The 25,743-nt window shown below is 60.6% G+C and carries 23 protein-coding genes and 1 pseudogene; 16 read left to right on the top strand and 8 right to left on the bottom strand.

All coding sequences use genetic code 11. The features are described 5' to 3' along the window. Nucleotides 1-71: 71 nt before the first annotated feature. Entirely contained in the window at nt 72-779 is a 708-nt protein-coding gene (locus BMI89_RS19555; RefSeq protein WP_078572448.1) for a GntR family transcriptional regulator, read from the bottom strand. A 98-nt stretch (nt 780-877) separates the two neighbouring features. Between BMI89_RS19555 and uxaC the strand changes: the two genes are divergently transcribed. The 11 genes from uxaC to BMI89_RS19610 all read left to right on the top strand — a co-directional run bounded on the left by uxaC (nt 878) and on the right by BMI89_RS19610 (nt 12,082). Beyond that, nucleotides 878-2,284, top strand: a complete 1,407-nt coding sequence (gene uxaC, locus BMI89_RS19560; RefSeq protein WP_078572449.1) for a glucuronate isomerase — start codon at nt 878-880, stop codon at nt 2,282-2,284. A 28-nt stretch (nt 2,285-2,312) separates the two neighbouring features. Continuing rightward, nucleotides 2,313-3,293: a TRAP transporter substrate-binding protein gene (locus BMI89_RS19565; protein WP_078572450.1), complete on the top strand. Its 981-nt coding sequence runs from the start codon at nt 2,313-2,315 to the stop codon at nt 3,291-3,293. Between the two features lie 62 nt (nt 3,294-3,355). Then, nucleotides 3,356-3,913: a TRAP transporter small permease gene (locus BMI89_RS19570; protein WP_078540066.1), complete on the top strand. Its 558-nt coding sequence runs from the start codon at nt 3,356-3,358 to the stop codon at nt 3,911-3,913. Between the two features lie 4 nt (nt 3,914-3,917). After that, nucleotides 3,918-5,198 (top strand): TRAP transporter large permease, encoded by a 1,281-nt coding sequence (locus BMI89_RS19575; protein WP_078540065.1) that lies wholly within the window; start codon nt 3,918-3,920, stop codon nt 5,196-5,198. 13 nt (nt 5,199-5,211) lie between these two features. Then, a complete protein-coding gene (locus tag BMI89_RS19580; protein ID WP_078545539.1) occupies nt 5,212-5,517 on the top strand; it encodes a cupin domain-containing protein in 306 nt (101 codons plus the stop codon). Nucleotides 5,518-5,528: 11 nt separating this feature from the next. Beyond that, complete coding sequence (kduI, locus tag BMI89_RS19585) at nt 5,529-6,353, top strand: 5-dehydro-4-deoxy-D-glucuronate isomerase (protein ID WP_078572451.1); 825 nt, start codon at nt 5,529-5,531, stop codon at nt 6,351-6,353. Next, nucleotides 6,350-7,093, top strand: a complete 744-nt coding sequence (gene kduD / locus BMI89_RS19590) for a 2-dehydro-3-deoxy-D-gluconate 5-dehydrogenase KduD (protein WP_078572452.1) — start codon at nt 6,350-6,352, stop codon at nt 7,091-7,093. The genes kduI and kduD overlap by 4 nt, the downstream gene beginning before the upstream one ends. Continuing rightward, nucleotides 7,071-8,510, top strand: a complete 1,440-nt coding sequence (locus tag BMI89_RS19595) for a mannitol dehydrogenase family protein (protein WP_078572453.1) — start codon at nt 7,071-7,073, stop codon at nt 8,508-8,510. Before kduD ends, BMI89_RS19595 begins: the two co-directional genes overlap by 23 nt. Continuing rightward, complete coding sequence (uxuA, locus tag BMI89_RS19600) at nt 8,507-9,691, top strand: mannonate dehydratase (protein ID WP_078572454.1); 1,185 nt, start codon at nt 8,507-8,509, stop codon at nt 9,689-9,691. The genes BMI89_RS19595 and uxuA overlap by 4 nt, the downstream gene beginning before the upstream one ends. Next, entirely contained in the window at nt 9,684-11,204 is a 1,521-nt protein-coding gene (locus tag BMI89_RS19605) for an altronate dehydratase family protein (protein WP_078572455.1), read from the top strand. Before uxuA ends, BMI89_RS19605 begins: the two co-directional genes overlap by 8 nt. After that, nucleotides 11,201-12,082, top strand: coding sequence for a sugar kinase (locus BMI89_RS19610; protein ID WP_246832081.1), 882 nt, complete (start codon nt 11,201-11,203; stop codon nt 12,080-12,082). The genes BMI89_RS19605 and BMI89_RS19610 overlap by 4 nt, the downstream gene beginning before the upstream one ends. Before the next feature lie 236 nt (nt 12,083-12,318). Here the strand turns inward: BMI89_RS19610 and BMI89_RS19615 are convergent, their stop codons facing one another. Further along, entirely contained in the window at nt 12,319-12,744 is a 426-nt protein-coding gene (locus tag BMI89_RS19615) for an Rrf2 family transcriptional regulator (RefSeq protein WP_078572456.1), read from the bottom strand. 156 nt (nt 12,745-12,900) lie between these two features. On the opposite strand from BMI89_RS19615, the gene hmpA reads away from it, so the two are divergent. Beyond that, a complete protein-coding gene (hmpA, locus tag BMI89_RS19620; protein WP_078572457.1) occupies nt 12,901-14,082 on the top strand; it encodes an NO-inducible flavohemoprotein in 1,182 nt (393 codons plus the stop codon). Between the two features lie 1,017 nt (nt 14,083-15,099). On the opposite strand, the gene BMI89_RS21040 is transcribed toward hmpA, so the two are convergent. The 3 genes and pseudogenes from BMI89_RS21040 to BMI89_RS19630 all read right to left on the bottom strand — a co-directional run bounded on the left by BMI89_RS21040 (nt 15,100) and on the right by BMI89_RS19630 (nt 16,857). Next, nucleotides 15,100-15,348 carry an ion transporter gene (locus BMI89_RS21040; RefSeq protein WP_210402180.1) on the bottom strand — a complete coding sequence of 83 codons (249 nt, stop codon included), beginning with the start codon at nt 15,346-15,348 and terminating at the stop codon, nt 15,100-15,102. Then, a pseudogene (locus BMI89_RS21045) lies at nt 15,343-15,597 on the bottom strand (transposase); the annotation flags it as partial. The gene BMI89_RS21040 and the pseudogene BMI89_RS21045, both read right to left, overlap by 6 nt. A gap of 339 nt (nt 15,598-15,936) precedes the next feature. Beyond that, the gene (locus tag BMI89_RS19630; RefSeq protein WP_078540057.1) at nt 15,937-16,857 is read right to left on the bottom strand and encodes a LysR family transcriptional regulator; all 921 of its coding nucleotides are present in this window, start codon (nt 16,855-16,857) and stop codon (nt 15,937-15,939) included. Between the two features lie 282 nt (nt 16,858-17,139). On the opposite strand from BMI89_RS19630, the gene BMI89_RS19635 reads away from it, so the two are divergent. Genes BMI89_RS19635 through benD form a run of 4 tightly spaced genes read left to right on the top strand, consistent with a single transcriptional unit; the run spans nt 17,140 to nt 20,830 of the window. Beyond that, entirely contained in the window at nt 17,140-18,492 is a 1,353-nt protein-coding gene (locus BMI89_RS19635; RefSeq protein WP_078572458.1) for a Rieske 2Fe-2S domain-containing protein, read from the top strand. Beyond that, nucleotides 18,489-18,989: a benzoate 1,2-dioxygenase small subunit gene (gene benB, locus BMI89_RS19640; RefSeq protein ID WP_078540055.1), complete on the top strand. Its 501-nt coding sequence runs from the start codon at nt 18,489-18,491 to the stop codon at nt 18,987-18,989. Before BMI89_RS19635 ends, benB begins: the two co-directional genes overlap by 4 nt. Nucleotides 18,990-19,001: 12 nt before the next feature. After that, a complete protein-coding gene (benC, locus tag BMI89_RS19645) occupies nt 19,002-20,033 on the top strand; it encodes a benzoate 1,2-dioxygenase electron transfer component BenC (RefSeq protein WP_078572459.1) in 1,032 nt (343 codons plus the stop codon). Further along, nucleotides 20,030-20,830, top strand: a complete 801-nt coding sequence (gene benD, locus BMI89_RS19650; protein ID WP_078572460.1) for a benzoate diol dehydrogenase BenD — start codon at nt 20,030-20,032, stop codon at nt 20,828-20,830. The genes benC and benD overlap by 4 nt, the downstream gene beginning before the upstream one ends. A gap of 415 nt (nt 20,831-21,245) precedes the next feature. On the opposite strand, the gene BMI89_RS19655 is transcribed toward benD, so the two are convergent. From BMI89_RS19655 to BMI89_RS19660, 3 genes are all read right to left on the bottom strand, one after another. Continuing rightward, a complete protein-coding gene (locus tag BMI89_RS19655) occupies nt 21,246-24,152 on the bottom strand; it encodes a UvrD-helicase domain-containing protein (RefSeq protein ID WP_078572461.1) in 2,907 nt (968 codons plus the stop codon). 438 nt (nt 24,153-24,590) lie between these two features. Then, on the bottom strand, nt 24,591-25,304 hold the full coding sequence (locus BMI89_RS20715; protein ID WP_143593969.1) for a hypothetical protein: 714 nt from the start codon (nt 25,302-25,304) through the stop codon (nt 24,591-24,593). Beyond that, on the bottom strand, nt 25,301-25,636 hold the full coding sequence (locus tag BMI89_RS19660; protein WP_078572462.1) for a hypothetical protein: 336 nt from the start codon (nt 25,634-25,636) through the stop codon (nt 25,301-25,303). The genes BMI89_RS20715 and BMI89_RS19660 overlap by 4 nt, the downstream gene beginning before the upstream one ends. Between the last annotated feature and the right edge of the window lie 107 nt (nt 25,637-25,743).

Raw genomic sequence — 25,743 nt, forward strand, 5'->3', positions numbered from 1 at the left:
GCCCGATGCCGTCTCGTATGTCGACCTTGAGTTCCCCGGTCGAAGTATGCGGCGATCACACCATCCCGACCTCAGCTCTGGTGAGGCGCGACCTCGAAAAGCTCAGTGTGATCGTCCTGAATGCGGTCAATCTGATCGAGGATCCGCGACAGGTGATCGCGCATCGCCTGTGTCGCGCGGTCAAGATCCCGGCTTTCGAGCGCGCTCAGAATCTTCACGTGATCGTCGAACGCATCGCGCGAGGCGAAGGACAGCGACAGCATCCGCACGCGGTCCATGTGCCCCTTGTTCTCGGCGATCAGTTCCCATGTGAAGCCGAGCCCGGCACGGGTGCAGATCTCGCGATGAAACTGATCGTCCAGTTCGTGGAATTTGGTCTTCTCACCCTTTTCCATTGCGGCACGCTGTTGCTCGATCAGATCGCGCAACGCCGCGAGATCCTCATCGGTCAATGCGGCGACCGCGACGCGCACAGTTTCAACCTCGAGCGCGTTGCGAATGAAGCGCGCCTGCAGCACCGCTTCGCGTGAAATCAGCGAGACCGTCGTCGCACGCTGAGGTCGAATCACAAGAAATCCGAGCTTCGACAAACGGTAGAAGGCATCGCGCACCGGCTGGCGCGAAACCCCCATCTGCTTGGCGACCTCCACTTCTGAGAGCTTGGTGCCCGGTGGCAGGGATAGCCCCAGAACCTGTTGGCGCAAATGTTCGAAAACGACATCGGAAACCGACATGCGTGCGTTCTGATCAAGCTGGGTCAAAGGCAGGGGCGCGGGCATCGGAACTCCTCGTTGACGGTCCGGGTATTCTAGCATATTAGTTTATTAGTTCGGTGGTAGTCCACCTAAGAAAATAGCGACGGGGGGAGCGATAGACCATGGTGCTGCTGAATAAAGATCGCCTGCTGCCAGCTGATCCGGGGGTTCGTGCCCTCGCACGCGATCTCTATGACATGATCAAGGACGCCCCGATCATCTCGCCCCATGGTCACACTGATCCGCGCTGGTATGCGCAGAACGAAGCCTTTCCCGATCCCGCCCAGCTTTTCGTGACGCCCGATCACTACGTGTTTCGGATGTTGCACAGTCAGGGCGTGCCGCTGGAAGCGCTTGGCGTGCCGCGCGTCGATGGCGGTGAGACGGAAACCGATGGCCGCAAGATCTGGCGGCTGTTCGCGGAGCATTACCACCTGTTCCGCGCCACGCCCTCGCGGATCTGGCTGGACCATGCGTTCGAGACGATCTTCGGCTTCACCGAGCGGCTCAGCGCCGACACCGCGGACATGTATTACGATCGCATCTCGGAGGCGCTTCAGCGCCCGGAGATGCGCCCGCGCGCTTTGTTCGAGCAGTTCAATATCGAGGTGATCGCGACGACGGAATGCCCGCTCGACGATCTGAAATGGCATCGGATGATCCGCGAAAGCGGATGGGGCGGGCGCGTGATCACCGCCTATCGCCCCGATCCGGTGGTGGATCCCGATTTCGAAGGCTTCGCGCAGAATGTCGAGACGTTCTGCCAGCTTGGCGGGCAGTCGGGCACGTCCTTCGCAGCCTATCTGGACGCCCATCGCGACCGGCGCGCCTATTTCGCGTCTTTCGGGGCGACCTCGACCGACCACGGTCATCCGAGTGCCGCGACGCTCAATCTGGATCGCGCCGCGGCGGAGACGCTCTATGAGAAGGTGCTCGCGGGGAAAGCGGATGCGGCGGAACGCGAGGCGTTTCGCGCCCAGATGCTGACCGAGATGGCGAAGCTGTCCTGCGAGGACGGCTTGGTTATGCAGATCCACCCCGGCTCGTCGCGCAACCATTCCGATCCTATCCTGTCCCGCTTCGGGCGCGACAAGGGCTGCGATATCCCGACGCGCACCGATTATGTCGCCGCGCTCAAACCGCTTCTCGATGCGGTGGGGCAGGACCCCGAGCTGCGCGTCATTCTGTTCACGCTCGACGAGACGACTTATGCGCGCGAACTGGCGCCGCTGGCGGGTGTCTACCCCTGTCTGCGCCTTGGTCCCGCGTGGTGGTTCCATGACAGTTTCGAGGGCATGTGGCGCTACCGCGAGATGACCACCGAAACCGCGGGTTTCTACAACACGGTCGGCTTCAACGACGACACCCGTGCCTATTTGTCGATCCCCGCGCGCCATGATGTCGCGCGCCGGGTCGATGCCGGATTCCTTGCCAACTTGGTCGCCACCGGGCGGCTGACGGAGGAGGAAGCTTCTGAGGTCATCCACGACCTCACACACAGGCTTGCACGCCAAGCCTACAAGCTCTGATTGAGCACTTTCTGGGAGGAGAGAAGTAATGAAGAAGACACTGACACCTATCGCTGCGCTGCTGATTTCGGCCGCCAGCGTCACGACCGCGTCGGCCTGCGACATGACCCTGCGCTCGTCGGACACCCACCCCGACGGCTACCCGACCGTCGAGGCGGTGAAATCGATGGCCAAGGAGGTCGAGGCGAAGACCGATGGCCGGATCTGCATCGAGGTCTACCCGTCCGCGCAGCTGGGCGAGGAGAAGGATACGATCGAGCAGACCCAGCTGGGCGTGATCGACATGGTGCGCGCCTCGTTCGGCACGTTCAACGACATCGTTCCGGAAACGCAGCTGTTCTCGCTGCCCTACCTGTTCCGTTCGGTCGAACATCAGCACCACGTTCTCGACGGCCCGATCGGCGCCGAAGTCGGCAAGGCGTTCGAGGCACATGATCTGGTGCAGCTGGCCAATTACGACGCCGGTTCGCGCAGCTTCTACAACTCCGAGCATCCGATCAAATCGATCGACGATCTTCAGGGCATGAAGTTCCGCGTCATGCAGAACGACGTGTTCGTCGATATGATGAAGGCGATCGGCGCCAATGCCACGCCGATGCCCTATGGCGAGGTCTACTCTTCGATCCAGACCGGCGTCATCGACGGGGCGGAAAACAACTGGCCCTCCTATGACAGCTCGGGCCATTACGAGGTCGCGCCCTATTACACGCAGGACCAGCACCTCATGGTTCCGGAACTGGTGGCGATGTCGCTTACGACCTGGAACAAGCTGAGCCCCGAAGATCAGAAGGTCATCAAGGCGGCGGCGAAGAACTCGGAAACCCTCGAGCGCAAGCTCTGGGCTGAGCAGGAAAAGAAGTCCGAGGACAAGGTCGAAGCGGCTGGCGTCAAGGTCGTGAAGGATATCGACAAGCAGCCCTTCATCGACGCGATGAAGCCGGTCTACGACAAATACGTGACCACGCCCGAGGCGAAGGATCTGGTGGCGCGCATTCAAGCGACGAAGTGATCTGACCTCTCGACCCCCGCCCATTGCGGCGGGGGCACATTCTTTCCGTGGAGTTCCCACCGATGCGCAACGTTGTGGAAAAACTGGCCGTCTGGACGGGCTGGTTGGGCCGGGCTGCCCTATGGCTATCAGGGATCGGTCTGGTGCTGATGACGGCTTTCGTCTTCGCCCAAGTCTTCTATCGCTACGTTCTCGGCTCAAGCCTTTTCTGGGCCGAGCCTGCGAGCGTGATCCTGATGGGCTGGTTCATCTTCCTCGGCGCGGCTGTCGGCATCCGGGAGGGCTACCACCTTAGCTTCGACGTGCTGCTTTTCGTGCTGCCCGAAAAGGTGCGCCTGACCTTCTTCTCGATCTCGGACCTCGTTGTCGCGGCTTTCGGTTTCGGGATGCTCAAATACGGCTGGGAGCTGGCTGACAAGATGGCCGCCACGACGATTTCAGGGCTCGGTGTTTCCGGGGCCTTCCGCTTCGTGCCGGTCGCGGCGGGCGGAGCGCTACTGATGATCTTCTGCGCCGAGCGCATCCTGCGCCGGCTCGCGGGTCTGTCTACGTCGCGATTTGGCGACGATCACGACGCGGCAGAGCTCGAGGGCGAAGCTGTAACTGGCGAAGGGAACTGAGCTCATGGAACTCTGGATCTTGTTCGGGACCTTTACCGTCCTTCTGCTGATCGGAACGCCGGTCGCGTTCTGTCTCGGCGTGGCCTCCTTCGCGACAGTCACCTATCTCGGGCTTCCCCCGGTGGTGGTGTTCCAGCGTCTGAATTCCGGCGTCTCTGTCTTTGCACTGATGGCGATCCCGTTCTTCATCTATGCCGGTGACCTGATGGTGCGCGGCGATATCGCGCGGCGGCTGGTCGCGCTGGCGGGCGCCTTGGTGGGGCATATGCGCGGCGGGCTGGGGCAGGTGAACATCCTCGCCTCGGTCATGTTCGGCGGCGTGTCCGGGTCGGCTGCGGCGGATGCCTCGGCCGTGGGCGGCCTGATGGTGCCGCAGATGCGCGAACGTGGCTACGGCGCGGATTACGGTGTGAACATCACCGTCACGGCGGCGATCATCGCGCTGATGCTACCGCCCAGCCACAACATGATCATCTATTCGATCTCGGCAGGCGGGAAGATCTCGATCGCCGATCTGTTCACCGCCGGGATCATTCCGGGTCTGGTGCTTGCGCTGTCGCTGATGACCGCCGCCTATTTCGTCGCCAAACGCCGCGGCTACCCGACCGAACCGTTTCCCGGTCGCAGGGCTCTCGGGCGGTTGTTCTGGAATGCGATGCCCGGTCTGATCATGATCCTGATCATCTTCGGCGGCGTGCGCTCGGGCATTTTCACCGCCTCTGAAAGCTCCAATATCGCGGTGGTCTACGCGCTGCTGGTGACCGTCTTCCTGTATCGCACGATGAAGCTGTCGGATTTCATCGAAGCGACCAAGGGCGCGGTGCGCACGACGGCGATGGTGCTGATGGTGATCGGCTGCGCGGCCTCCTTCGGCTGGTTGCTGGCCTATCTGCAGGTGCCCGCCAAGCTGATCAATCTGCTCGAGAATTTCTCGCATAATCCGATCGTCATCCTGCTGCTGATCAACCTGTTGCTGCTGGTGCTGGGCACGTTCATGGACATGTCGCCGCTGATCGTGATCACCACGCCGATCTTCCTGCCCGTGGCTCAGGCCTTCGGCGTCGATCCGGTGCAATTCGGGGTGATCCTCGTGCTCAACCTCGGGATCGGGCTCTGCACGCCGCCGGTTGGTGCGGTGCTGTTCGTCGGCTGCGCAGTCGGCCGGGTGCCGATCACGACGGTGATGAAATCAATCTGGCCGTTCTATTTCGCCACCTTCGCGACGCTGATGCTGGTGACCTATATCCCCGCGCTATCGCTCTGGCTGCCGTCGGTCTTCCACTGAAAGGAGTCTCCTCATGAGCTATCCGATCGCCTATCCCGATGAGGGCATCGCCCGTCAGGTGCTGACCGAAAACGAGCAGATGATGCTGGTCTCGGTTCGCTTCGAGGCCGGGGCAGAGGGTGCGCTCCACTCGCATCCCCATGTGCAGGCCACCTACTGCAATTCCGGGGAATTTCGATTTGTCCTGGACGGCGCGGAGCACGTGCTCCGCGCCGGGGACAGCCTGATGATACCGTCCGGCGCCGAACACGGCTGTGTCTGTGTCGAAGCGGGGGAGCTGCTCGACTGCTTCACCCCGCGCCGCGACGACTTTTTGTGAAAGGATATTTAATGCTCAGCGTAGAAACCCGCCACGCCATCCATCCCGATCACGCCCGCACGATGGGCACACAGGAACTGCGGGAGCATTTTCTGGGCACCGGGCTGTTCGCGCCTGGCGAAATCCGCTTGATCTACACGCATTACGACCGCTTCACCCTCGGGGGCGCGGTGCCGAACGGTGCGCCGCTTACGCTCGACGTGGTGGACGAGACGCGGACCGCGACCTTCCTCGAGCGGCGCGAAATGGGCGTCGTGAATATCGGCGGAACGGGACGCGTCTCAGCCGCTGGCGACGCTTGGGAGATGGGGCGCGGCGATGTGCTGTATCTGGGCATGGGCGCAGGTCCGGTGACCTTCGAGGGCGACGGTCGGTTCTATTTGGTTTCGGCCCCCGCGCATCGCGCCTGTCCGCATCGCCTGATCAAGCTTGCCGAGGCGAACCGCGTCGAGCTGGGCGAAGCGGCGACTTCCAATAAACGCGTCATTAACCAGTTCATCCATCCCACCGTGATGGAAAGCTGCCAGCTGGTGCTGGGCTATACCCAACTGGTCGAGGGCTCGGTCTGGAACACGATGCCCGCGCATGTGCATGACCGCCGGATGGAAGCCTATCTCTATTGGGGCATGACGCCCGAGGCGCGCGTGCTGCACCTGATGGGCGAGCCGATTGAGACCCGCCACATGATGATCGCCAACGAAGAGGCCGTGATCTCGCCGCCGTGGTCGATCCACTCCGGGGCCGGGATCGGGGAATACACCTTCATCTGGGCGATGGCGGGCGACAATGTCGATTACACCGACATGGACTTCGTGCAGCCGGCGGATCTGAAATGAGCCCGTTTTCGCTAGAGAACCGCCGCGCCCTCGTCACCGGCGCGAATACCGGCATCGGTCAGGCGATCGCCGTGTCGCTGGCTGCGCAAGGCGCACATGTGACTTGTGCTGGGCGGCGCGAATGCACCGAGACGCTGGAGATGATCGCGGATGCGGGCGGGCAGGGCGAGGCGCTGCTCCTCGATTTCGCCGACCCGATGGCCGCGCAGGACACTTTCGCGGATGCGGGCTATTCGATCCTCGTGAACAACGCGGGGATCATCCGGCGCGAAGACACTCTGGACTTCACCGAGGCCGATTGGGACGCGGTGATGGACGTGAACCTCAAGGCGCTGTTCTTCACCACGCAAGCCTTCGCCCGCGCCGCGCTCGAGCAGGGCAATACGCCTTCGGCAGTGGTGAACATCGCCTCGCTGCTCTCCTTTCAGGGCGGCATCCGCGTGCCGTCCTACACCGCGTCCAAGCATGGTGTGGCGGGGCTGACCAAGATCCTCGCCAACGAATGGGCGGCCAAAGGGATCAACGTAAACGCCATCGCACCCGGCTATATCGCGACCAACAACACCGAGGCTCTGCGCGCCGATCCAGAGCGCAGCGAAGCGATCCTTGCGCGAATTCCGGCCGGGCGCTGGGGCGATCCTTCCGATATCGGCGGCACCGCCGCCTTCCTGTGTTCCCCCGCCGCGCGCTACATCCATGGCGCGGTCCTGAATGTCGATGGAGGCTGGCTTGCCCGCTGAACGTCTCACCCGCGAAAGCGCGAAGCTCAAAACCGGTATCGTCCATCTCGGCCTCGGCGCGTTCTTCCGTGCCCATGGGGCGATCTACACGGCTGAGGCTGCTGCGAAAAGCGGCGGCGACTGGGGGATCACCGGCGTGTCGCTGCAATCGTCGCGGATGCGCGATGCGCTGGCGCCGCAGGATTTCGCCTATAGCGGGCTGGAGTTCGGCCCCGAGGGCGAAACGCCCGAGCGCATCGAGATCGTCAGCGATATTCTGGTGGCCCGCGAAAATCCGCAAGCGGTGCTCGACGTGATGGCCGATCCGGATGTGCGCATCGTCTCGCTCACGATCACGGAAAAAGGCTATTGCCATTCGCCCGCGACCGGCGCGCTTGACCCCGATCATCCCGATATCGTGCATGACATGACCAACGACCTGCCCGTCTCTGCGCCCGGCTATCTTGTGCGTGCGCTGCAGCTGCGCCACGCGCGCGGCCTGCGTCCCTTCACCGCGATGAGCTGTGACAACCTGCCCGAAAACGGCCGGCTGCTGCGCGGCGTGGTGCTGGATCTGGCGCGTCGCATCGACCCGGAGCTGGCGGACTGGATCGCGGCTGAGGGGCGGTTCCCGTCGACCATGGTGGACCGCATCGTGCCCGCGACGAAGCCCGAGGACATCGCGCGGCTCGAAGAGCTCGCCGGCTGGCACGACGCCTTGCCGGTGATGCACGAGCCGTTCCGCCAATGGGTGATCGAGGATGATTTCGTCGATGGCGAGCGGCCCGATTGGGGCGCGGTCGGTGTCGAGATGGTCAGCGACGTCACTCCGTTCGAGCATATGAAACTGCGGATGCTGAACGGCACCCACAGCTCTCTGGCCTATCTTGGCTATCTGGCGGGGTTCGAGACGATTTCCGACACGATGGACGACGAGGTGATGGCCGGTTTCGTGCGCTATCTGTGGCGCTCCGAAATCATCCCTTCGCTGACCCCGCCGCCGGGCGTCTCGCTCGAGCGTTATGCGGATGCGCTTGCAGAGCGTTACGCCAATCCCGCGATCCGTCACCGGACATGGCAGATCGCGATGGATGGCAGCCAGAAACTGCCCCAGCGCATTCTGGCCACCGTCACGGATACGTTGAAAGCCGGGCGGAACTGTCCGGGCCTGATGCTCGCGATCGCGGCCTGGATGCGCTACGTCGGCGGCGTCGACGAGAGAGGGCAGCCGATTGATGTGAAAGACCCGCTGGCCGCTGAATTGCGCGCTTTGTCCGACAGCGCAGCGGATGTCGAGGGCAAGGTCGCGGCGCTTTTGTCGCTGCGCTCGGTCTTTCCGCCCGAGCTCGCGCAATCCCTGCAGGCCCCGGTCTCTGAGGCCTATCGCGCGCTCGTCGAAAAAGGCGCGCGCGCTGCGGTGCAGGAGGTTCTCCAATGATCGAGAGCTGGCGTTGGTATGGCCCCGAGCTGGACACGATTTCCTTGCCGCAGATCACGCAAACGGGCGCATCCGGTATCGTCACGGCACTGCACGAGATTGCCTATGGCGAGGTCTGGTCGCGTCAGGCGATCTCGGAACGACGGGCACTGATCGAGGCGGCGGGGCTGCATTGGCATGTGGTCGAAAGCCTGCCGATCCACGAGCGGATCAAGCGCGGTGAGGGTGATCTGAGCGCGCTTTTCGCCAATTATCGCCAATCGATGGCCAATCTCGCGGCCGAGGGTATCTCCACGATCTGCTACAACTTCATGCCGGTGCTGGACTGGACTCGCACCGATCTGACCGCGCCGCTTGCGACCGGTGGTAGCTGCCTTCGCTTTGAGGCCTACCGCGTGGCGGCATTCGAGATTCACATGCTGGGGCGCGAAGGGGCCGAGGACGATTACACGCCCGACGTTTGCGTCCGCGCCAAGGCATGGTTCGAGGGCTCGACGCAGTCGGAGCGCGATGCACTGTTGCACGCGATCATGTCGGGGCTGCCGGGCGCCTATGACCGCTACGACATCGCCGGTCTGCGGGACCAGCTCGCGCTTTATGACGGCATCGATCGCGACGAGATCCGGCGCAATTTCAAACGCTTCCTCGATGAGGTGATCCCCGCGGCAGAGGAGCTGGGCCTGCGGTTCTGTGTCCATCCCGACGATCCGCCGCGCGACATTCTGGGGCTGCCCCGTGTCGTCTCCAACGCCGAGGATATCGACTGGATCTTGCAGGCCCATGACAGTCCCGCGAACGGGCTGACGCTTTGCACCGGCTCGCTCGGGGCGAACCCGGCCAATGATCCGCCTGCGATCGCCGAGCGCTTTGCGCCGCGTATCCATTTCGCGCATCTGCGCAACGTGCGAAAAGACCCCGATGGCAGTTTCGAGGAGGCCGCGCATCTCGGTGGCGATACCGATATGGTCGCGGTGGCTGCGGCGCTCTTGTCCGAGGAAACACGCAGGGCCTCCGAGGGACGCGCGGATGCACAGATCCCATTTCGTCCCGATCACGGCCATGTCTTGCTTGACGACGCCACGCGCGGCTCCTTTCCTGGCTACCCGCTTATCGGGCGGATGCGCGGGCTGGCCGAGATGCGCGGCGTGATCGCCGGATTGAGGGGGCGCCGCGATGGCTGAAGCGATTACACTGCATCCGCGCGACACGGTCGCCGTTCTGGCCGCGCGCGCCGATGCGGGCAGCACCCCGCTTGGCACCGGTGAACCGCTCGCGCAGCCAGTCTCCGCCGGGCACAAGCTGGCGCGCGTGGCGATGGCCGAGGGTGATCCGGTGATCAAGTTCGGCCAGATCATCGGTCGTGCCAGCGCCCTGATCGTGGTGGGCGAACATGTCCATAGCCATAATGTCAGCTATTCCGAACATGACGAGACCCATCAGATTGGCGCGGATCTCGCCCAGGCCGAAGCCGCGATCCCCGATATCGCGCCGCGCAGTTTCATGGGCTACGCGCGGGACGATGGTCGGGTTGGCACGCGCAATTATATCGCACTCTGCGCCACGGTGAACTGCTCGGCCACGGTGATCAAATGCGCAGCGGCCGAGATCACGGCCGAGGGCGCGCTCGATCCTTATGACAACATCGACGGCGTCGTCGCCTTCGCCCATGGCACCGGCTGCGGTATGGCGGCGAGCGGGCGCGGGGCGGACAGCCTCGAGCGTGTCCTCTGGGGGCATGCGACGCACCCCAATGTCGGCGCGGCGATCTTCGTGGGACTGGGCTGCGAGGTGATGCAGATTGCGCGCATGGAGGCGCATTTCGGGTCCGCGGGGACCGAACGGTTCCATGCGCTGACCATTCAGGAGACCGGCGGCACCCGCGCCACGATCGAGGCGATCAAGGCGAAGCTGCGCGAGATCCTGCCGCAGGTGAACAAGGCCAGCCGAAGCGCCTGCCCGGTCTCCGCGCTGCGCATCGGATTGCAATGCGGCGGCTCGGACGGGTTCTCCGCGATCACCGCGAACCCGGCGCTGGGTGTGGCCTCGGACCTGATCGTGGGGCAGGGCGGGGGCGTGATCCTCTCCGAGACCCCCGAGATCCATGGCGCCGAAGATCTGCTGCTGCGCCGCACTATGCCCGAGGTGGCCGAAAAGCTCCTTGGTTGTCTCGACTGGTGGGAGGGCTATGCCGCACAGGGCGGCGGATCGATGGACAACAACCCCAGCCCCGGCAACAAGCAGGGCGGGATCACCACGATCCTCGAGAAATCCCTCGGCGCGGTCGCCAAGGCCGGAGCGACGCCGCTGCGGGCCTTCTATGACTATGCAGAACAGGTCCGCACGCCAGGGCTGAGCTTCATGGACAGCCCCGGTTACGATCCGGTCTCGGCCACGGGCCAGATCGCGGCGGGCGCGCAGATCGTGGTGTTTACCACCGGGCGTGGCTCTGCTTTCGGCTCGAAACCCGCGCCGACGATCAAGCTGGCGACCTCGGACCGGCTGATGGCGGCCATGCCCGACGATATGGATATCGGCTGCGGTGACATCCTGAGCCAAGGCGTGTCGATCGCTGACAAGGGCGCGGAAATCTTCGAGGCGATCCTGCGTGTCGCATCGGGAGAGAAAACCAAATCGGAAGACCTCGGGCTGGGCGATAACGAATTCCAGCCGTGGCAAATCGGAGCGGTGATGTGACGAAGAAACGCGTGATCGCCTGCGTCGGGGAAGCGATGGTCGAGCTGTCTTTCGACCGCCCCGAGCAACAGATCGGCTTTGCCGGAGATACGCTCAACACTGCGGTTTATCTTGTGCGCGCGACTGGGGCGGCAGCGCAGGTCGAATTCGTGACCGTGCTGGGGCGTGATGCGGTCTCCGATCGCATGGGCGCTTTCATTGCCGCCCAAGGCTTGGGCTGCGCGCACATTCGTCGCCACCCCGAGCGTCTGCCCGGTATCTACGCGATCGCACTCGACGCAAAGGGAGAGCGCAGCTTTTCCTATTGGCGCGACCAATCCGCGGCGCGCTGCCTGTTCGAGGACGGGTTCGCGCAGCTTGAACGGGTCGATCTGATCTATCTCAGTGCGATCACGCTGGCGATCCTGCCCCATTCTGTGCGCCTGTCGCTCTTGGCTCATCTGGAGGCGCATCCCGCCCGGGTGGCTTTCGATTCCAACTACCGCCCCCGGCTTTGGGAAGATATCGAGACTGCCCGCGCCGTGACGGAGGCCGCGTGGCGCATCGCCGATATCGCGCTGCCTTCGCTGGATGACGAGATGGCGCTCTTCGGTGATCGCGATGCGCAAGCGGTGCGCGCGCGGCTCAACGGCTGGGGCGCGCGCAAAGGCGCGTTGAAGATGGGCGCGAGAGGGGCGATATCGCTCGATCCCACCGCCAAGCCGCTCGACCTGCCTGCCGCGCAAAAGGTGGTCGATACCACCGCGGCCGGCGACAGTTTCAACGGTGCATGGCTCGCCGCGCATTTTAGGGGCGCTTCAGACGAGGACTGCCTTGTTCAGGCTCATGCCTGCGCGCTCGAGGTGATCGCGCAGCCGGGGGCGATCATAGCTGCGTAGCTGCCATAGAGGGGGGCTCGTCTTGCAACTTGCGATGCCGCGGATCCCCCGAGTGGCCAAGATTGCCGGTTCCAGCGGCACGCAGCGCGACCCGAGAGGGGATCGGGCTTCAATCTCCATTCTTCACCCCAGTCGTCGGCTCAGCTCTTCGGTCTTATGGATTGATTATTGTTAGTTGCTCAGAGTGATACGGCCTCGGTCAAGATTTTTGATCTTAAGTCCTCAGGATCGCCGCCTCATGATGCTGCCAGCCCGAAATCGCGCGGAGAGATCGCGATATCGGCAATCGTGTAGTTGTCGAGCGTCGCCAAGAAAGTCGCCCGGGCTTCCGCCAAGGGAGAAATCAAACGGCAGGATGCTGTGATCGTGCAATCTCCGTCGCTGCGCATACATTCGACGAGATCGAAATCCGTCTCCATGTGGCGCACAATTGTTCCCACGCCGATCTCTTGGGCGGCACGTGCAAGCCCCAAGCCGCCGGACCGGCCGCGTTGGGCAGTCAGAAATTCGCCTCGGGTCAGCGCGTTGACGACCTTCATGACCGTGCTTCGAGGCGCATGATAGGCCGCGACGAGATGATCGATCGTGAAACGGCGGTCTTTCATCGACGCCGCATAGATCATGACGCGCAAGGCGAGGTCCGTGGTGTCGTTCAAGCGCATTCGCACATCTCTCCTGATCGGGCTCCCAAGCGACCCGTCTCGTATCACGAGGCCGGACAGAATGTCGCACAGGAAAAACATACCTGTGATTGGCATCTTAAATCGCGGGGGAATAGATGCGGATCATTGGCATGTTTTATAACCTAGGAGATAATGATGGCCAAGCCGCTCTCGGAAAACACACTCGCGATCATCGAAGCCACTGCGCCCGTCGTCGCCCAGCATGTCGATCAGATCGTGCCGGTCATGTATCGCAGGCTGCTCGCTGCTCCCGAAATCCGGGCGCTGTTCAACATGTCACATCAACATGGCAACTCGCCGCAGCACAAAGCGCTCGCGGGGGCGCTGGTGGCCTATGCGACCCATATCCGGAATCCCGGGGTCTTGGCCGATGCGCTGGAACGGATCGCACAGAAACATGTCGGATTGCAGATCCTCCCTGGGCATTACCCCCATGTCGGAGAAGCGCTACTGGGCGCTGTCGCCGAGGTGTTGGGCGAGGCCGCGACCCCCGAGATCCTGAATGCCTGGGGGGAGGCCTACTGGTTTCTTGCCAATACGCTTATCGAGCGGGAGGAAGAGATCTACGCCGGTGCGGAAGAACAAGACGGCGGCTGGCGCGGGTGGCGGCGCTTCAAGGTTGGCGCGAAGGACAGCGAGACCTCCGAGATCGCGTCCTTCACGCTCTATCCCGTGGATGGGTTGCCCGTTCTCAAGCATCGCCCCGGTCAGTATCTGAGCTTCCGCTTTGCACCTGCGGAAGGCGAGGAGTATCGGCGCAACTACTCGATCTCCTCGGCGCCGAATGGTCAGTCCTACCGCATCACCGTCAAGCGCGAGCCCGGCGGACGGATCTCCAACTGGCTGCATGATGTGGTCGAGGTCGGAGCCGAGTTAGACGTGGCCGCGCCCGCTGGCGAGTTCTTCCTCGATCCCGCAGACAAGCGAGAGGTGGTTCTGCTGTCAGGCGGCGTTGGCCTCACTCCGATGATCTCGATGCTGGAGAGCTATGGCGGCGGCGATCTGCGGATGGTCTATGTCCACGCGACGCGGAACGGCCAGTCCCATGCGCTTGCCGCGACCTCCCGCGCGAAGGCGCATGAGAGCCACGTCTTCTACGAGGTGCCGGAAAAGAGTGATGTCGCAAACGGGGTTCATACCGGCCGCGTCGATCCGAACTGGCTCGTGCAGATCAGCGATCCGGCCAGGGCGGACTATTTCATCTGCGGCCCGACGGGATTCATGCAGGAGATGGTTTCCGGCCTGAAGGCTGCAAACGTTCCAGACGCTCGCATCCACTATGAGTTCTTCGGCCCCGCATCCGCGCAGATCGGTTGATACCCCGCCCCGGCGCTCTATCCGTCGAGCGCCGGGGCGCCGCTCTATGTGACCAGAGCTGCTTTGGAGAGATGTCGGTGACTTGAAAAGGGGAGGGGACGATACACGACGGGCCGCACCTAGAACCGCACCCTCTTGCTGTTGAACGAGCTCCTGCGAGCCCGGAGCTTCACCCGCATGTCTATGTACATTCTGAGCATAATGTTTCGTCGATTGAACGCCCTAGCTGCCTGAGCTTCATGGCAATCTCTTCAGGCTTGTGTCGCTTATTCGATATCTCTAGCCCGCCGTTTCCTAAATATAGCGCTGGACCAGTGAAACGGGGAGGCTCAAAGCGACGTAATCGCTCTTTGCTTCGGGATGGCTCCGAAAAGATTAGGCACGTTGAGTTTCGGGCGCTGACATAGAAGAAGGCCCGGGAAGGGCCAGATGAACGCGAAGCAGCCGGGCAATTGCCCGGCCGCTCCCGCTACCAACCTGACGGATTGAGGGGCTTACTTCGTCAGATCACTCTACGATGCGCTTGAAGGGTGTGGGTGGTGCACGCCGTCGATAGCGGTGGGGTGGGAACGACTGGATGGCTTGGAGGGTATCAAGGCGGGCTGAAAAAATGGGATCACATCTCGGACAAAGTAGAGATATCAGGTAAGAAAAAGACCAAAAAATATGCATTTTAGGCTCCAAGATAACTATTTGGAGAAAGTGTCGTTACTTAAATTGAAACGACGGCCACTCAACCTTCGAGCGAGAAGGTGGCGAGAGGACGGTGGGAAAGTGACGGATTTGTGTCTGACGTTTTTCTTTCTTGTGCCGACCATGATTTCGGTCCGATTGCGGCGTTTATAATTGCGTTCGCCGAATTCTACGAGGATCTGCGCGTCTTTGCAGCGAGAGATGTATGCCCTCAGAGCCCTGCAATCAGATAGGGCGGACTATGAGAGATAGTGGCGCCCCCATGGCAACTCACGCCTTCAAAGTCCGGTCGAGGTTGCCTCATACGCACCCCGGCTCCCCGCCTCACTCGCCCGTTTGGTCGCCTCTCCGAAGATCGCCGATCCGCCGCTCGATTGCGTCGAGCCGCAGGAGAACTTCATCCCGGTAGGCACCGGTGCGCGTGGTCTCCTCTTCTGAATGAGCGTCCTGCATAGAATCCACGATCAGGCCCACCAGGAGGTTCACCACTGCGAAGGTCGTGACCATTATGAAGGGCACGAAGAAGGTCCAGGCCAGAGGGTGGGTTTCCATCACTGGGCGCACGAAGCCCATCTCGCTCCAACGCTTCCAGCGGTTGTAGAGTGTCTTGGGCGGACCGTATTCCTGCGGTGCATCGCGCCAGTGCAACCCATTGCGGTTTATGAAGATTATCCCGCTCAGAGCATGACGATCATCAACCCGTGGGCGGCCATGGCTCTTCGGAAGTGAGGAAGATCAGAAAACAGTCCATTGGACTGTTTTCCTGACGAACGGCTCGAGCAGTGCCATCTTCTCGTCGCTCAGCCAGAGAAGACTGCTCACCACACGCGCCTATATCTAGTCAAGCGGACGATCGAGAGCGGTTTTCCCTGCTTTTGAGCTGAATTGGTCGTCTCGGCAAAGAAGCTTTCCTCCAAGGGTATGGCTTGCGTCCTTTTTCCGACTTACTCGGTTCGACTTTTGGTAAATCCGGCCCCCCCCCATCTTTCCCACAGCGCGTATCCTTCGGCGGGGTTGTTTTCCCTCCGGCAGATCGCTCAGGCACGAAGAGCGTATCGCGAGAAAGGTCATGCCCCGACGGTCGTGTTCCTTCCTCTGACACGTGCTTCATAGGGCCACGCAGTGCGTGGCTCGCTTAGAATGAAACTGCTCCGCAAGGGGTCAGGGCTCGCGCAGGCCCTCCGGCACGGCGTAACCCCAGTCGGGATACATTTCGCAAATGACTTCCTTCATCAGGCAGATGGGCGGCGAGGTGTCGCCTTGCCGGTAATTCATGAAGATTGGCGAAGTGGGGTGTTCCTCGATGGGACGATAGCAGATGCCTTCCATCCGGAGCCTGTCCAGAGAAGCAGGCACGACTGCGATACCCTCCTCGGCCGCGACGAGGCCGAGGGCGATGTGCAATTCGCGGGCCTCATGGGCGATCATCGGCGTCAATCCGTGGTCGTGGAAAACCGTTAGAACCTGATCGGCGTAGCTCGGGCGCGGTTTGCTCGGGTAAAGGATCTGCGGCTCTTCGGCGACCCGCGACAGGGGGAGCGGCGCGTCGGTTCCGGCCAGAGGATGCGTGATCGGAAGGGCGACGATCATTTGTTCTTCGCGCAGCAGAACGCGCCGGATGTCAGTGTCCTCGAACCGCTGGGTGCCAAAACCCGCGTCGATCCGTCCTTCCTTCAAGGCGTTGATCTGTTCAAGGCTGCTCATCTCGACGAGATGCACTTCGATATCGCTGGCTTTCTTGCGAAAACCTCGGATCAGTGCTGGAAATCGACCATACATCGTCGAGGCGACGAAGCCGAAGACCACGCTGCGCTTGGCGCTCTTGATCGTTCGCGTCATCATTACCTTCGTTGCTTCGGCATGGCCGAGGATCTGTTCGGCTTGTTTCAGGAACAGCCGCCCTGCCGGGCTCAGGCGCAACGGACGCACCGAGCGGTCGATCAGCTCCGCGCCCATCTCCGCCTCGAGCATCTGAATCTGCCGGCTCAGAGGAGGCTGTGCCATGTTGAGTGTGTTCGCCGCACGCGAGAAGCTCCTCTCCCGCGCCACCGCCACGAAATAGCGGAGCTGCCGCATTTCCATACTATACCCTCCCGGCATAAAGGCAGACTTACTTGGTCTTGGCCAAACGCCTCTCACTTTGTCAGTTTAGCCGAAGCTTGATTGAGCCGGGTAGAGGAGGACGCTACCCGTCGGGAGGTATCGCTCGATACCTATTAGGTCTGAAGGGCCGCGAGATGGCTCCGAAACCCGATTTTCGGGAACGGCTTTTTGCACCCGGACGGTCGGTCTCCCAGCCGCTCGGCTCGACGATCCAGCCAAGACCCTGCCGTTGCAGGAACGCGCCAGTTTGGAGGAGGACCTATGGCAAACGACCTGAAATCCCGTATCGAGAACGCGGTGATCGAGAACCCAGAGACCGGTATTCACCGCTGTCGTCGCGACATCTTCACCGATGAAGAGATGTTCGAACTCGAGATGAAGCATATCTTCGAGGGCAACTGGGTGTATCTTGCCCACGAGAGCCAGATCCCGCAGAACAACGACTACTTTACCACCTGGATCGGGCGTATGCCGATCATCATCACCCGTGACAAGGAAGGTGAGTTGCACGCCGTGGTCAACGCCTGCGCGCATCGCGGCGCCACGCTCTGCCGTCGCAAGCATGGCAACAAGTCGAGTTTCACCTGCCAGTTTCATGGCTGGACCTTCAACAACGCGGGCAAGCTGCTGAAGGTGAAAGACGGCAAGACCGGTGCCTACCCGGAAGCCTTCAACCGGGATGGGTCGCATAACCTCAAGAAGGTTACGAAATTCGCCAGCTACAAGGGCTTCCTCTTCGGGTCTCTAAACCCCGACGTGGCGGGCTTGGAAGAGCATCTTGGCGAAACCCGTGTCATCATCGATCAGATCGTCGATCAGGCACCTGAGGGGCTCGAGGTTCTGCGCGGAAATTCCAGCTACACTTTCGACGGGAACTGGAAGCTGCAGATGGAGAACGGCGCAGACGGCTATCACGTCAGCTCGGTTCACTGGAACTATTCCGCCACGATGGGGCACCGCAAGGAAGAGGGCACCAAGGCCGTCGATGCCAATGGTTGGTCGAAATCCACGGGTGGTGTCTACGGCTTCAAGCAGGGGCATATCCTTTTGTGGACCCGGACACTGAACCCGGAGGTGCGCCCGATCTGGAATCACAAGGACGCGCTGGCCGAACGGCTGGGCGAGGAGAAGACGAGCTTCATCGTCAACCAGACGCGAAATCTCGGCCTCTATCCCAATGTCTACCTTATGGATCAGTTCTCGACCCAGATCCGGGTGGTGCGTCCGATCTCCGTCGATAAGACCGAGATCACGATCTACTGCTTTGCCCCCGTCGGCGAGCCGCCGGAAGAGCGCGCGCTGCGCCTGCGGCAATACGAGGACTTCTTCAACGTCTCAGGCATGGGCACGCCCGACGATCTGGAAGAGTTCCGCGCGTGCCAAGAGGCCTACGCCGCCGCGGATGGCGTCTGGAACGACTTGAGCCGCGGGGCCACCCGCTGGGAGAACGGCCCGGATGAAAACGCCAAGGCGATGGGCATGAACCCGATCCTCAGCGCAGAGCGTGCCGAAGATGAAGGGCTTTTCGTTCGTCAGCACGAATTCTGGGCCGAGACCCTTCTGAAGGCGCTTGAGGCAGAAACGGCAGAGAGCCGCGTGGAGGAACTGGCATGAACGCGCCTTTGACAAATGATCTGACCGCACTCACGCAGTTTCTCTATCGCGAAGCGCGCTTGCTCGATGATCGGGAATGGGATCGCTGGCTCGAATGTTATGCGCCCGAGGCGAGCTTCTGGATGCCGTCCTGGGACGATGACGATCAGCTGATCGAGGACCCGCAAAGCCAAGTCTCCCTGATCTATTACCCCGATCGGGCCGGGCTCGAAGACCGGGTTTTTCGGATCAAGACCGAACGCTCCGGCGCGACAATGCCCGAGCCCCGCACCAATCATATGATCAGCAATGTCGAAATCCTCGAGCGGCGCGAAACGGAGATCGATCTGCGGTTCAACTGGCACACGCTGAGCCACCGCTACAAGACGACGACGAGCTTTTTCGGAACGTCTTTCTATACGGTGGATCTGTCGGGCGACACGCCGCTGATTGCCGCCAAGAAAGTGATCCTGAAGGACGATTACATCCATCAGGTCATCGACGTCTATCATGTGTGATCGGAGGCAATCATGAGCTATCGCGTAGCGCTTAATTTCGAAGATGGCGTGACCCGTGTCATCGAGGTCAAGCCGATGGAAACGGTGATGGACGCAGCCTATCGGCAGAAGGTGAATCTGCCGGTCGACTGTTCGGACGGGGTTTGCGGCACCTGCAAGTGCCGTTGCGAGCAGGGGGCTTTCGATCTCGGGGATGATTTCCTCGAGGAAGCCTTGTCGGAAGACGAGGCGCAGGAGGGGTATGTCCTCTCCTGCCAGATGGTGCCCTCGGGGGATTGCATCGTCTCGGTCCCGGTGCCCTCGTCGAGCTGCAAGCTGACCCCTGCGGAGTTCGCGGCCGAGGTGAGCACGCTCGATCGTGTATCGGCGACGACGATCCGGCTGGGGCTGACGCTGCCTGACCCAGGGACACTCGACTTCCTGCCGGGGCAATACGTGAATATCGCTCTCCCGGATGGGCAAACCCGTTCCTATTCCTTCAGCTCGGCACCCGGTGCGTCCGAGGCGACGTTCCTCATTCGCAACGTGCCCGGTGGGGCAATGAGCACGCATCTGACAGAGACGGTGGCGCTCGGAGAGAAGATGTCGTTCACAGGCCCTTATGGGAGCTTCTTCCTGCGGCAGGTTCAGCGCCCGGTGCTGATGCTGGCCGGTGGGACCGGCCTCGCGCCGCTACTCTCGATGCTCGAAGTCATGGCCGAGACCGGGGACGCCTCGCATCCGGTTCACCTCGTCTACGGTGTGACGACGGATGACGATCTGGTGGAGGTTGCGCGGCTCGAGGCGCTGTCTCAGCGTTTGCCGAACCTGACATTCGCCTGCTGTGTGGCCGATGAGGGCAGTGTCCATCCGCTGAAAGGTTATGTCACCCATCACCTAAGCGATGCGGATCTGCGTGGCGGCGATTTGGACGTCTATCTTTGCGGGCCACCTGCGATGGTGGAGGCGGTGCGAAAATTCCTCGCGGAAAAGGGCATCGCGCCGGCGAGCTTCCATTACGAGAAGTTCACGCCCGCAGATATCAGCACCTCGGAGGCCGCATGAGCGCAACGGATCATTTCCCGGAACGCTTTGCGGGGCAGGTCATGGTCGTGACCGGGGCGGCGCAAGGCATCGGTCTTGGTGTGGCTGCCCGCGCCTGTGCGGAAGGGGCTGATGTGCTTCTTGCGGATCGGGCGGAGTTCGTCTCCCAAGTCGCGGCTGAAATCAACGCTGCGGGTCCGGGCCGGGCAAAAGCCGTGGTGGCCGATCTTGAAACCTATGCGGGCGCCGAGGCGGTCATGGAGGGAGCGATAGATGTGTTCGGCGGGATCGACATCCTCGTGACGGGTGTCGGGGGCGCAATCCGGATGCGGCCTTACGCAGAGTTCGAGCCTGCGCAGATCAAGGCTGAGATTCAGCGGTCCTTGATGCCAACGCTTTGGTCCTGCCATGCGGTCCTGCCACATCTGCGCGCGCGGGGTGGGGGCGTCATCGTGAATGTCTCCAGCAACGCCACGCGCGGCATCCATCGCGTGCCTTATTCGGCGGCCAAGGGAGGGGTGAATGCGCTGACGGCCAGCCTCGCGATGGAAGTCGCAGGCGAAAATATCCGGGTCGTGGCCTCCGCTCCGGGGGGCACGGAAGCGCCGCCTCGCCGTATCCCGCGTAATGCCAAAGGCGACACCGAGGCTGAGCAAGGCTGGATGGCGGAGGCGGTCGAACAGGTCAAGAATTCGACCATGATGGGACGCTACGGTTCACTCGATGAGCAGGTCGCGCCTATTCTTTTCCTTGCGTCACGAGAGGCGTCCTACATCACCGGCAGCACTCTGGTGGTTGCAGGTGGCGATACCGGGTGATTCATCGTTTCTCTCGAGGCTGCGGGCTGCTGCTCGCGGCCTTCCTGCGGCGATACGACGACAAAGCGGTCCGGCCACATTGTTCTTTGAGTAACCAACCAGCCGATCACCTTGCCGGCGGCTAGACTTCGCCAAATCCGGGGTGCTCGTTTTGCTGTATTTCATAAATCCCGATTTCAAAATATATCAATGGCTTACGGCGGGGTGGGGTGCTCGATAAACGGTATGCCACGGCGTGAACCGCACGCGCCCAAGCAGTTTATCGAGCACCTGCGGGCCCGGCGCTTAAAGTGCTCGATAATATGCATTCCGGGTGTGACGTGTTGTTAAACGAGCCCCGAGGCGTATGCCTCGCTCCTCCGAAGACCGACATGTCTTCTCACTCTTCGCGCTCGGGGCGTCCTTCGCGTTTGCTCTAGCGAGGGGCTCGCATTTTCGCCTTGCCCCGACAGTCCGGAAAACGCACGCAGCCAAGGAAGACACCGTAGCGGCCCCTGCGTTTGGTGAGCCAGCCTTCACTGCAATTGGGGCAGGCTGGTTGCCCCGCGCCGCATGCTGGACAGGTCATTTCTCCGGTCTTCGTATCGCGAAGCGGCAATCCAGCGCCGCATTGCGGGCAGGCGGGCATGCGATTGCCGCACAGCTTTACGTGTTCGCAGCGATACCAGCCCGAACCGCCTTTTCCGGGCATGTAAATCAATCGCCCGCCGCATTGGCTACAGATATGCTGTTGCTCCGAGGCCCCGTGAGGGTGCTTGATTTCGTAGCGCGGGTCGTCGATCAATTCGCGGACGAAGATCGATGGCTGCGCTTCCGAGGCGAGAATGGTCACCGTGTTGCGTGCGCGTGTCATCGCGACATACATCACGCGGCGTTCCTCGGCGTTTTCGAATGGCTCCGCCTCTGGGGAGACTAGTGTCAGGAGTAGATCGTCAACGATCTGCGAGGGGAACCCCATACGGCTATTGTCAGCCCCGAGGATGATCACATGATCCGCTTCGAGACCTTTGGACGCGTGGATTGTCTTGAAGCTGAGCGAAAGCGAAGGGTGTTTCTTTTGTAAACGCCCGAGGTCGGGCTTGATGGAGCGATACCTTCCCAGCAGCAAGACCGAAGCGCTTCGATCGCTTGGTGAGTGGAATGTCGACAGTGATGTGAGCGCGCGATCGAGTGCCTCATCCGCGGTCTCGCGGTGGGTCAAGGAAATGCGAATGGCTGGTTGGTTTGCTTCCCCCGCAGGGACCACCTTTTTTGAGATCTGAGCCGGATTGCGCAGAACGAATAGCCTGGCCGCCAGTGCGATTTTGTCGACCGATCGGAAGGTGCGCCCGAGATCGACTGTCCGATGAATGCCCGTCTCACCGGCGAATGTCCCTCCGAATTCGTCTCCGAAGTTGCGCATGATGTGGATGTCGGATCCGGCGAAGCGATAAATTGACTGCCAGTCATCGCCGACTGCAAAAATTCTGGCATCGGCATGCTGCGCTTTAAGGGCCTGAATGAGGCGGGCGCGACCGGTCGAGATGTCCTGAAACTCGTCCACGAGAATATGGCGGAATGGACTCTGGTATCGTCCGGATTCGACATGTGCGGTCGCACGGAGGACCATGTCCTCGAAGTCGATGCGTTCGCCCAGTCGCGCCTGATATTCTCGATAAACGGCACCGAAGATCTTCAAAAAGGCTTCCGCTCTCTTACCCATTTTCAGGGTCGTGGCTTTTTCGGCGCAAGTTTTGAGCTCGTAGCCGCCGTTCTTGAAGTGGCGTAAAAAGGTTCCGATCAGAGACGTTAAACCATCGACGACGCCGATCTGCGTCACCCGGTCGTAAATTTCCTTTGGCGGGATTGGGCTCGGAGCGACATGCGGTTCGAGTTTCCTTGCGAGTTCCTCAAGAAGCCGACTTTCCTGACGTTCCCAGCTATAGGTCTCGATCAAGACAGTCTCATGCGCCGCGTGGACCTCCCGTTTCCACAGCATGCCTTCGAGATACGCGTTGCGATCAACGAAAGGAGCGGTCGTAAGTAGCTCTTTACCGTTCGGGTCGCGAGATTTTCGCACGCCGAAATGTTCGATATAGACGCCGCTTTCGGTCAAGCGAAAATCGGGGGTGTAGATACGCCGCCCGGTTTCGGGAAGTTTATGCTCGTAGGTCGGTTCGTATTCGTAAGCGATGCCATTGCGATAGAGCCAGTTCGCAATCAGGAGTTCTTCGAAGCTTTTGACGGTGTCGCCCTTCAAAGATCTGAGGTTGCGACTCTCGACCTCCGAATACCACTCGTGCGCCCGCGAGTAATCCCATTGGTTGGGGAAATCATCGTAATACCCTGCAAACCATCCAATCACGGTTTCGGCCAGCTCAGTATCGCCGCGCACGATGTCTCGGAGGATGTCCTTGATTAGAGTCAGGAAGGCTTTGTCATCCGTCGCTGTTGGCGCGAGCGCCGGCTTTTTACCTTCGACCGCACCGATAATTTCATATGAGAGCGCATGGAAGGTACGTGCTGCAACAGGCTCTCCGCAGCGGCTCTCGATCCTTTCCGACATCTCCGAAGCAGCGTCTCGCGCGAAGGCCAAAAGCAGCACTTCGTCCGGCGTTCTGATGCCAGCCTTGAGAAGATAGGCAGCCTTTGCCGTGATGACGCTCGTCTTGCCGGATCCGGCACCGGCCAGAACCAGCGTCGCATCTTCATCGACGATCACCGCCAAGCGCTGCTCTGGTGTGAGCGGCTTCGACTCGACCGTGTCGAGGAAACTCTTCCAGCGCTCGAGTTGGGTGTCGACAAAACGCTCGATTGCCGCAGCGCGCGCGGCGGCGGGATCGCTGGCGAAGGCAACTATTGGGGCGAAGCGTGCAATCTTTTCTTTACCAATGGCTGTGGCCTTAAGTTTCGACAAAACGCGCTCGTTTAGCTCCAATGCGTCGCGCGCGAGTGTTGCCACAGAAGATGCGGCCGGGTATGCCTGAGGCGTCCGAAGGGGCCGCAAGGCTGCGAGGAGGCGCTCGATCGTCTCCTCTTGTCTTCCCAGTTCTTCGTGATTGAACGCCGCCCAAGCTGTTTCGAGAGCCTCAGCGAAAGCTTTGGCTTCTGCTTGGTTAACAGCCGGCAGGGCTACTCTCTCTCCGGTTTGCAGATCAAGGATAAGCCGCGAGAAAAACACTCCTCGTTTAAGCGTGGGTTTGTCGGCGACCTCTTCGAAGCCGATCCAGGTCCGCATGCCCGACGCAACAGAAATGCCACCCTCCGCCAGGGTCAATGAGCGCGGATGCTTTCCACGAGGGTTTGAGAGAAATCCGAAGATTGAATGAGAAACGAGATCCATACGCGAGAACGACAAATACCTTTTCAAAAAAAAACCTGAACGCGGAATGACCGATGTGGTCGCGTAACCTGCTATGGCACGGAGGCATGTCCCTTGGGGCGCCGCCTTCAAAGTCCAAGATTGCACATTCTCATCCCATCGGCGAGATGCGTTTTCATCGGCTTCTTGGATCGCCTAAAGGGGTGAGGTTGATTCTGGTGGTGAGGGAACCTAGCACGTGATGAAGCTGTCGTTTGGTGCGTGGTCTATCATCTGCGAAAAATTCCAGATGCCATCAATGGCAATTCCTCGAGGGTGGTTTGAGTATTACGTGGTCGCCTTGCCTATATGGAATTGGACAAGGCGATGCTATTTCTGAGCGGCTCAGGGCCAGACTTTGTTGGATCGAGGCGAACGCTGAGGCGCCTAAAAACGATCCCTGCGCCAGATCTGCGACAGTTACCGATCAGATGAAGAAAGTAAATATTTGCGATATTCGGAAAGTTCATCGGGTGGTTCTACATATGTAATCGCTAAGGTTTGAACTATTCTTGGTGCCCAAATAATCCTTTTTCGACTTAGGACATCCAAAATCGTAAGCTCTTTGATCGGCCATAAACGGTAGGCGTATTCAAATGGGCTTATTTTATGAGGCGGTGGGTTCGGAGGCATGAAGTTGGAAAGGGCGGTTTGGGCCATGGTGATCGGAAGTTTGTAGCGTGAGTTTTCCGGATCTTTCCAGGCGATAGGAGGTAAGGGCTTGCGGTGTTTCTGGTTTGTGAGCTTGATTGGTAGGTTGTTGTAGGTGCGCATTGTGCTTAATGCACGTATGCATAGCGCTTCTAATATTGTGAAAAATTGATAATATTGCTCATCGTCTTGTATGGAGACTTCATCTTCGTGTATAAAAAATACCCACTCACCAAAGCCTTGCTTGGAAATGCTTTGAGATACTCTTTGCCTTAAATTCTTTCCCATTCCGCAATAAACTGAGTTTCTTCCAATTATAATATAAACTCCAGGTTTGGCGGGAATGAGTTCTATGTCTTTTGCGCGAACTTTGTAGATGCTGCCGGTAGATTTGAAGATGTAATCGCTTTCTGCCAGTAAGCCATCAAACGGATTTGCCTCAATGTGATTTCCCCAAAAATCATATGCGCACGTTGTTTTCATTTCGGATATCCTTTCGAAACATTCTTCAGCTGCGTGCGCCCGACCTGAAATTCCGCAGCATGGTGGGTATGGCCGAAAAGCCATTTCTCGGGCTGGTATTCCTCGATGAGCGCAGTCAGGTCTGAAGCGTAGCACCAAGGCAGCGGCGCGCCCGGAGGGAGTGCATCCGGGTGCGGGGCATGATGCGTGACGACGACGGTTTCGCCATCGAAGGGCGTCGCCAATTGCCCTCGCAGCCAATCGAGATGCTCATGGTGTTTCGCGATGGTGTCGACTGGCCGCGCCTTGCGGTAACCGCTTCCTGCGACGCGAATATAGCGATAGTCATTCATCACCCAGTCGTTGCGGGACGACTTTTCCGCTGAGCTACTCCCCGACTCTTGGACAGGATCTGGCGTAAATTAAGCTACTCGTTGCACCTGCTGACCGGATTGGTTGA

It is taken from the genome of Thioclava sp. F36-7 (genome assembly GCF_002020075.1).
Lineage (GTDB): Bacteria > Pseudomonadota > Alphaproteobacteria > Rhodobacterales > Rhodobacteraceae > Thioclava > Thioclava sediminum.

Coding starts and splice junctions, on each gene's coding strand:
- BMI89_RS19555 (WP_078572448.1), bottom strand. CDS start 779: ATGCCCGCGCCCCTGCCTTTGACCCAGCTTGATCAGAACGCACGCATG.
- uxaC (WP_078572449.1), top strand. CDS start 878: ATGGTGCTGCTGAATAAAGATCGCCTGCTGCCAGCTGATCCGGGGGTT.
- BMI89_RS19565 (WP_078572450.1), top strand. CDS start 2,313: ATGAAGAAGACACTGACACCTATCGCTGCGCTGCTGATTTCGGCCGCC.
- BMI89_RS19570 (WP_078540066.1), top strand. CDS start 3,356: ATGCGCAACGTTGTGGAAAAACTGGCCGTCTGGACGGGCTGGTTGGGC.
- BMI89_RS19575 (WP_078540065.1), top strand. CDS start 3,918: ATGGAACTCTGGATCTTGTTCGGGACCTTTACCGTCCTTCTGCTGATC.
- BMI89_RS19580 (WP_078545539.1), top strand. CDS start 5,212: ATGAGCTATCCGATCGCCTATCCCGATGAGGGCATCGCCCGTCAGGTG.
- kduI (WP_078572451.1), top strand. CDS start 5,529: ATGCTCAGCGTAGAAACCCGCCACGCCATCCATCCCGATCACGCCCGC.
- kduD (WP_078572452.1), top strand. CDS start 6,350: ATGAGCCCGTTTTCGCTAGAGAACCGCCGCGCCCTCGTCACCGGCGCG.
- BMI89_RS19595 (WP_078572453.1), top strand. CDS start 7,071: ATGGAGGCTGGCTTGCCCGCTGAACGTCTCACCCGCGAAAGCGCGAAG.
- uxuA (WP_078572454.1), top strand. CDS start 8,507: ATGATCGAGAGCTGGCGTTGGTATGGCCCCGAGCTGGACACGATTTCC.
- BMI89_RS19605 (WP_078572455.1), top strand. CDS start 9,684: ATGGCTGAAGCGATTACACTGCATCCGCGCGACACGGTCGCCGTTCTG.
- BMI89_RS19615 (WP_078572456.1), bottom strand. CDS start 12,744: ATGCGCTTGAACGACACCACGGACCTCGCCTTGCGCGTCATGATCTAT.
- hmpA (WP_078572457.1), top strand. CDS start 12,901: ATGGCCAAGCCGCTCTCGGAAAACACACTCGCGATCATCGAAGCCACT.
- BMI89_RS21040 (WP_210402180.1), bottom strand. CDS start 15,348: ATGGGCTTCGTGCGCCCAGTGATGGAAACCCACCCTCTGGCCTGGACC.
- BMI89_RS19630 (WP_078540057.1), bottom strand. CDS start 16,857: ATGGAAATGCGGCAGCTCCGCTATTTCGTGGCGGTGGCGCGGGAGAGG.
- BMI89_RS19635 (WP_078572458.1), top strand. CDS start 17,140: ATGGCAAACGACCTGAAATCCCGTATCGAGAACGCGGTGATCGAGAAC.
- benB (WP_078540055.1), top strand. CDS start 18,489: ATGAACGCGCCTTTGACAAATGATCTGACCGCACTCACGCAGTTTCTC.
- benC (WP_078572459.1), top strand. CDS start 19,002: ATGAGCTATCGCGTAGCGCTTAATTTCGAAGATGGCGTGACCCGTGTC.
- benD (WP_078572460.1), top strand. CDS start 20,030: ATGAGCGCAACGGATCATTTCCCGGAACGCTTTGCGGGGCAGGTCATG.
- BMI89_RS19655 (WP_078572461.1), bottom strand. CDS start 24,152: ATGGATCTCGTTTCTCATTCAATCTTCGGATTTCTCTCAAACCCTCGT.
- BMI89_RS20715 (WP_143593969.1), bottom strand. CDS start 25,304: ATGAAAACAACGTGCGCATATGATTTTTGGGGAAATCACATTGAGGCA.
- BMI89_RS19660 (WP_078572462.1), bottom strand. CDS start 25,636: ATGAATGACTATCGCTATATTCGCGTCGCAGGAAGCGGTTACCGCAAG.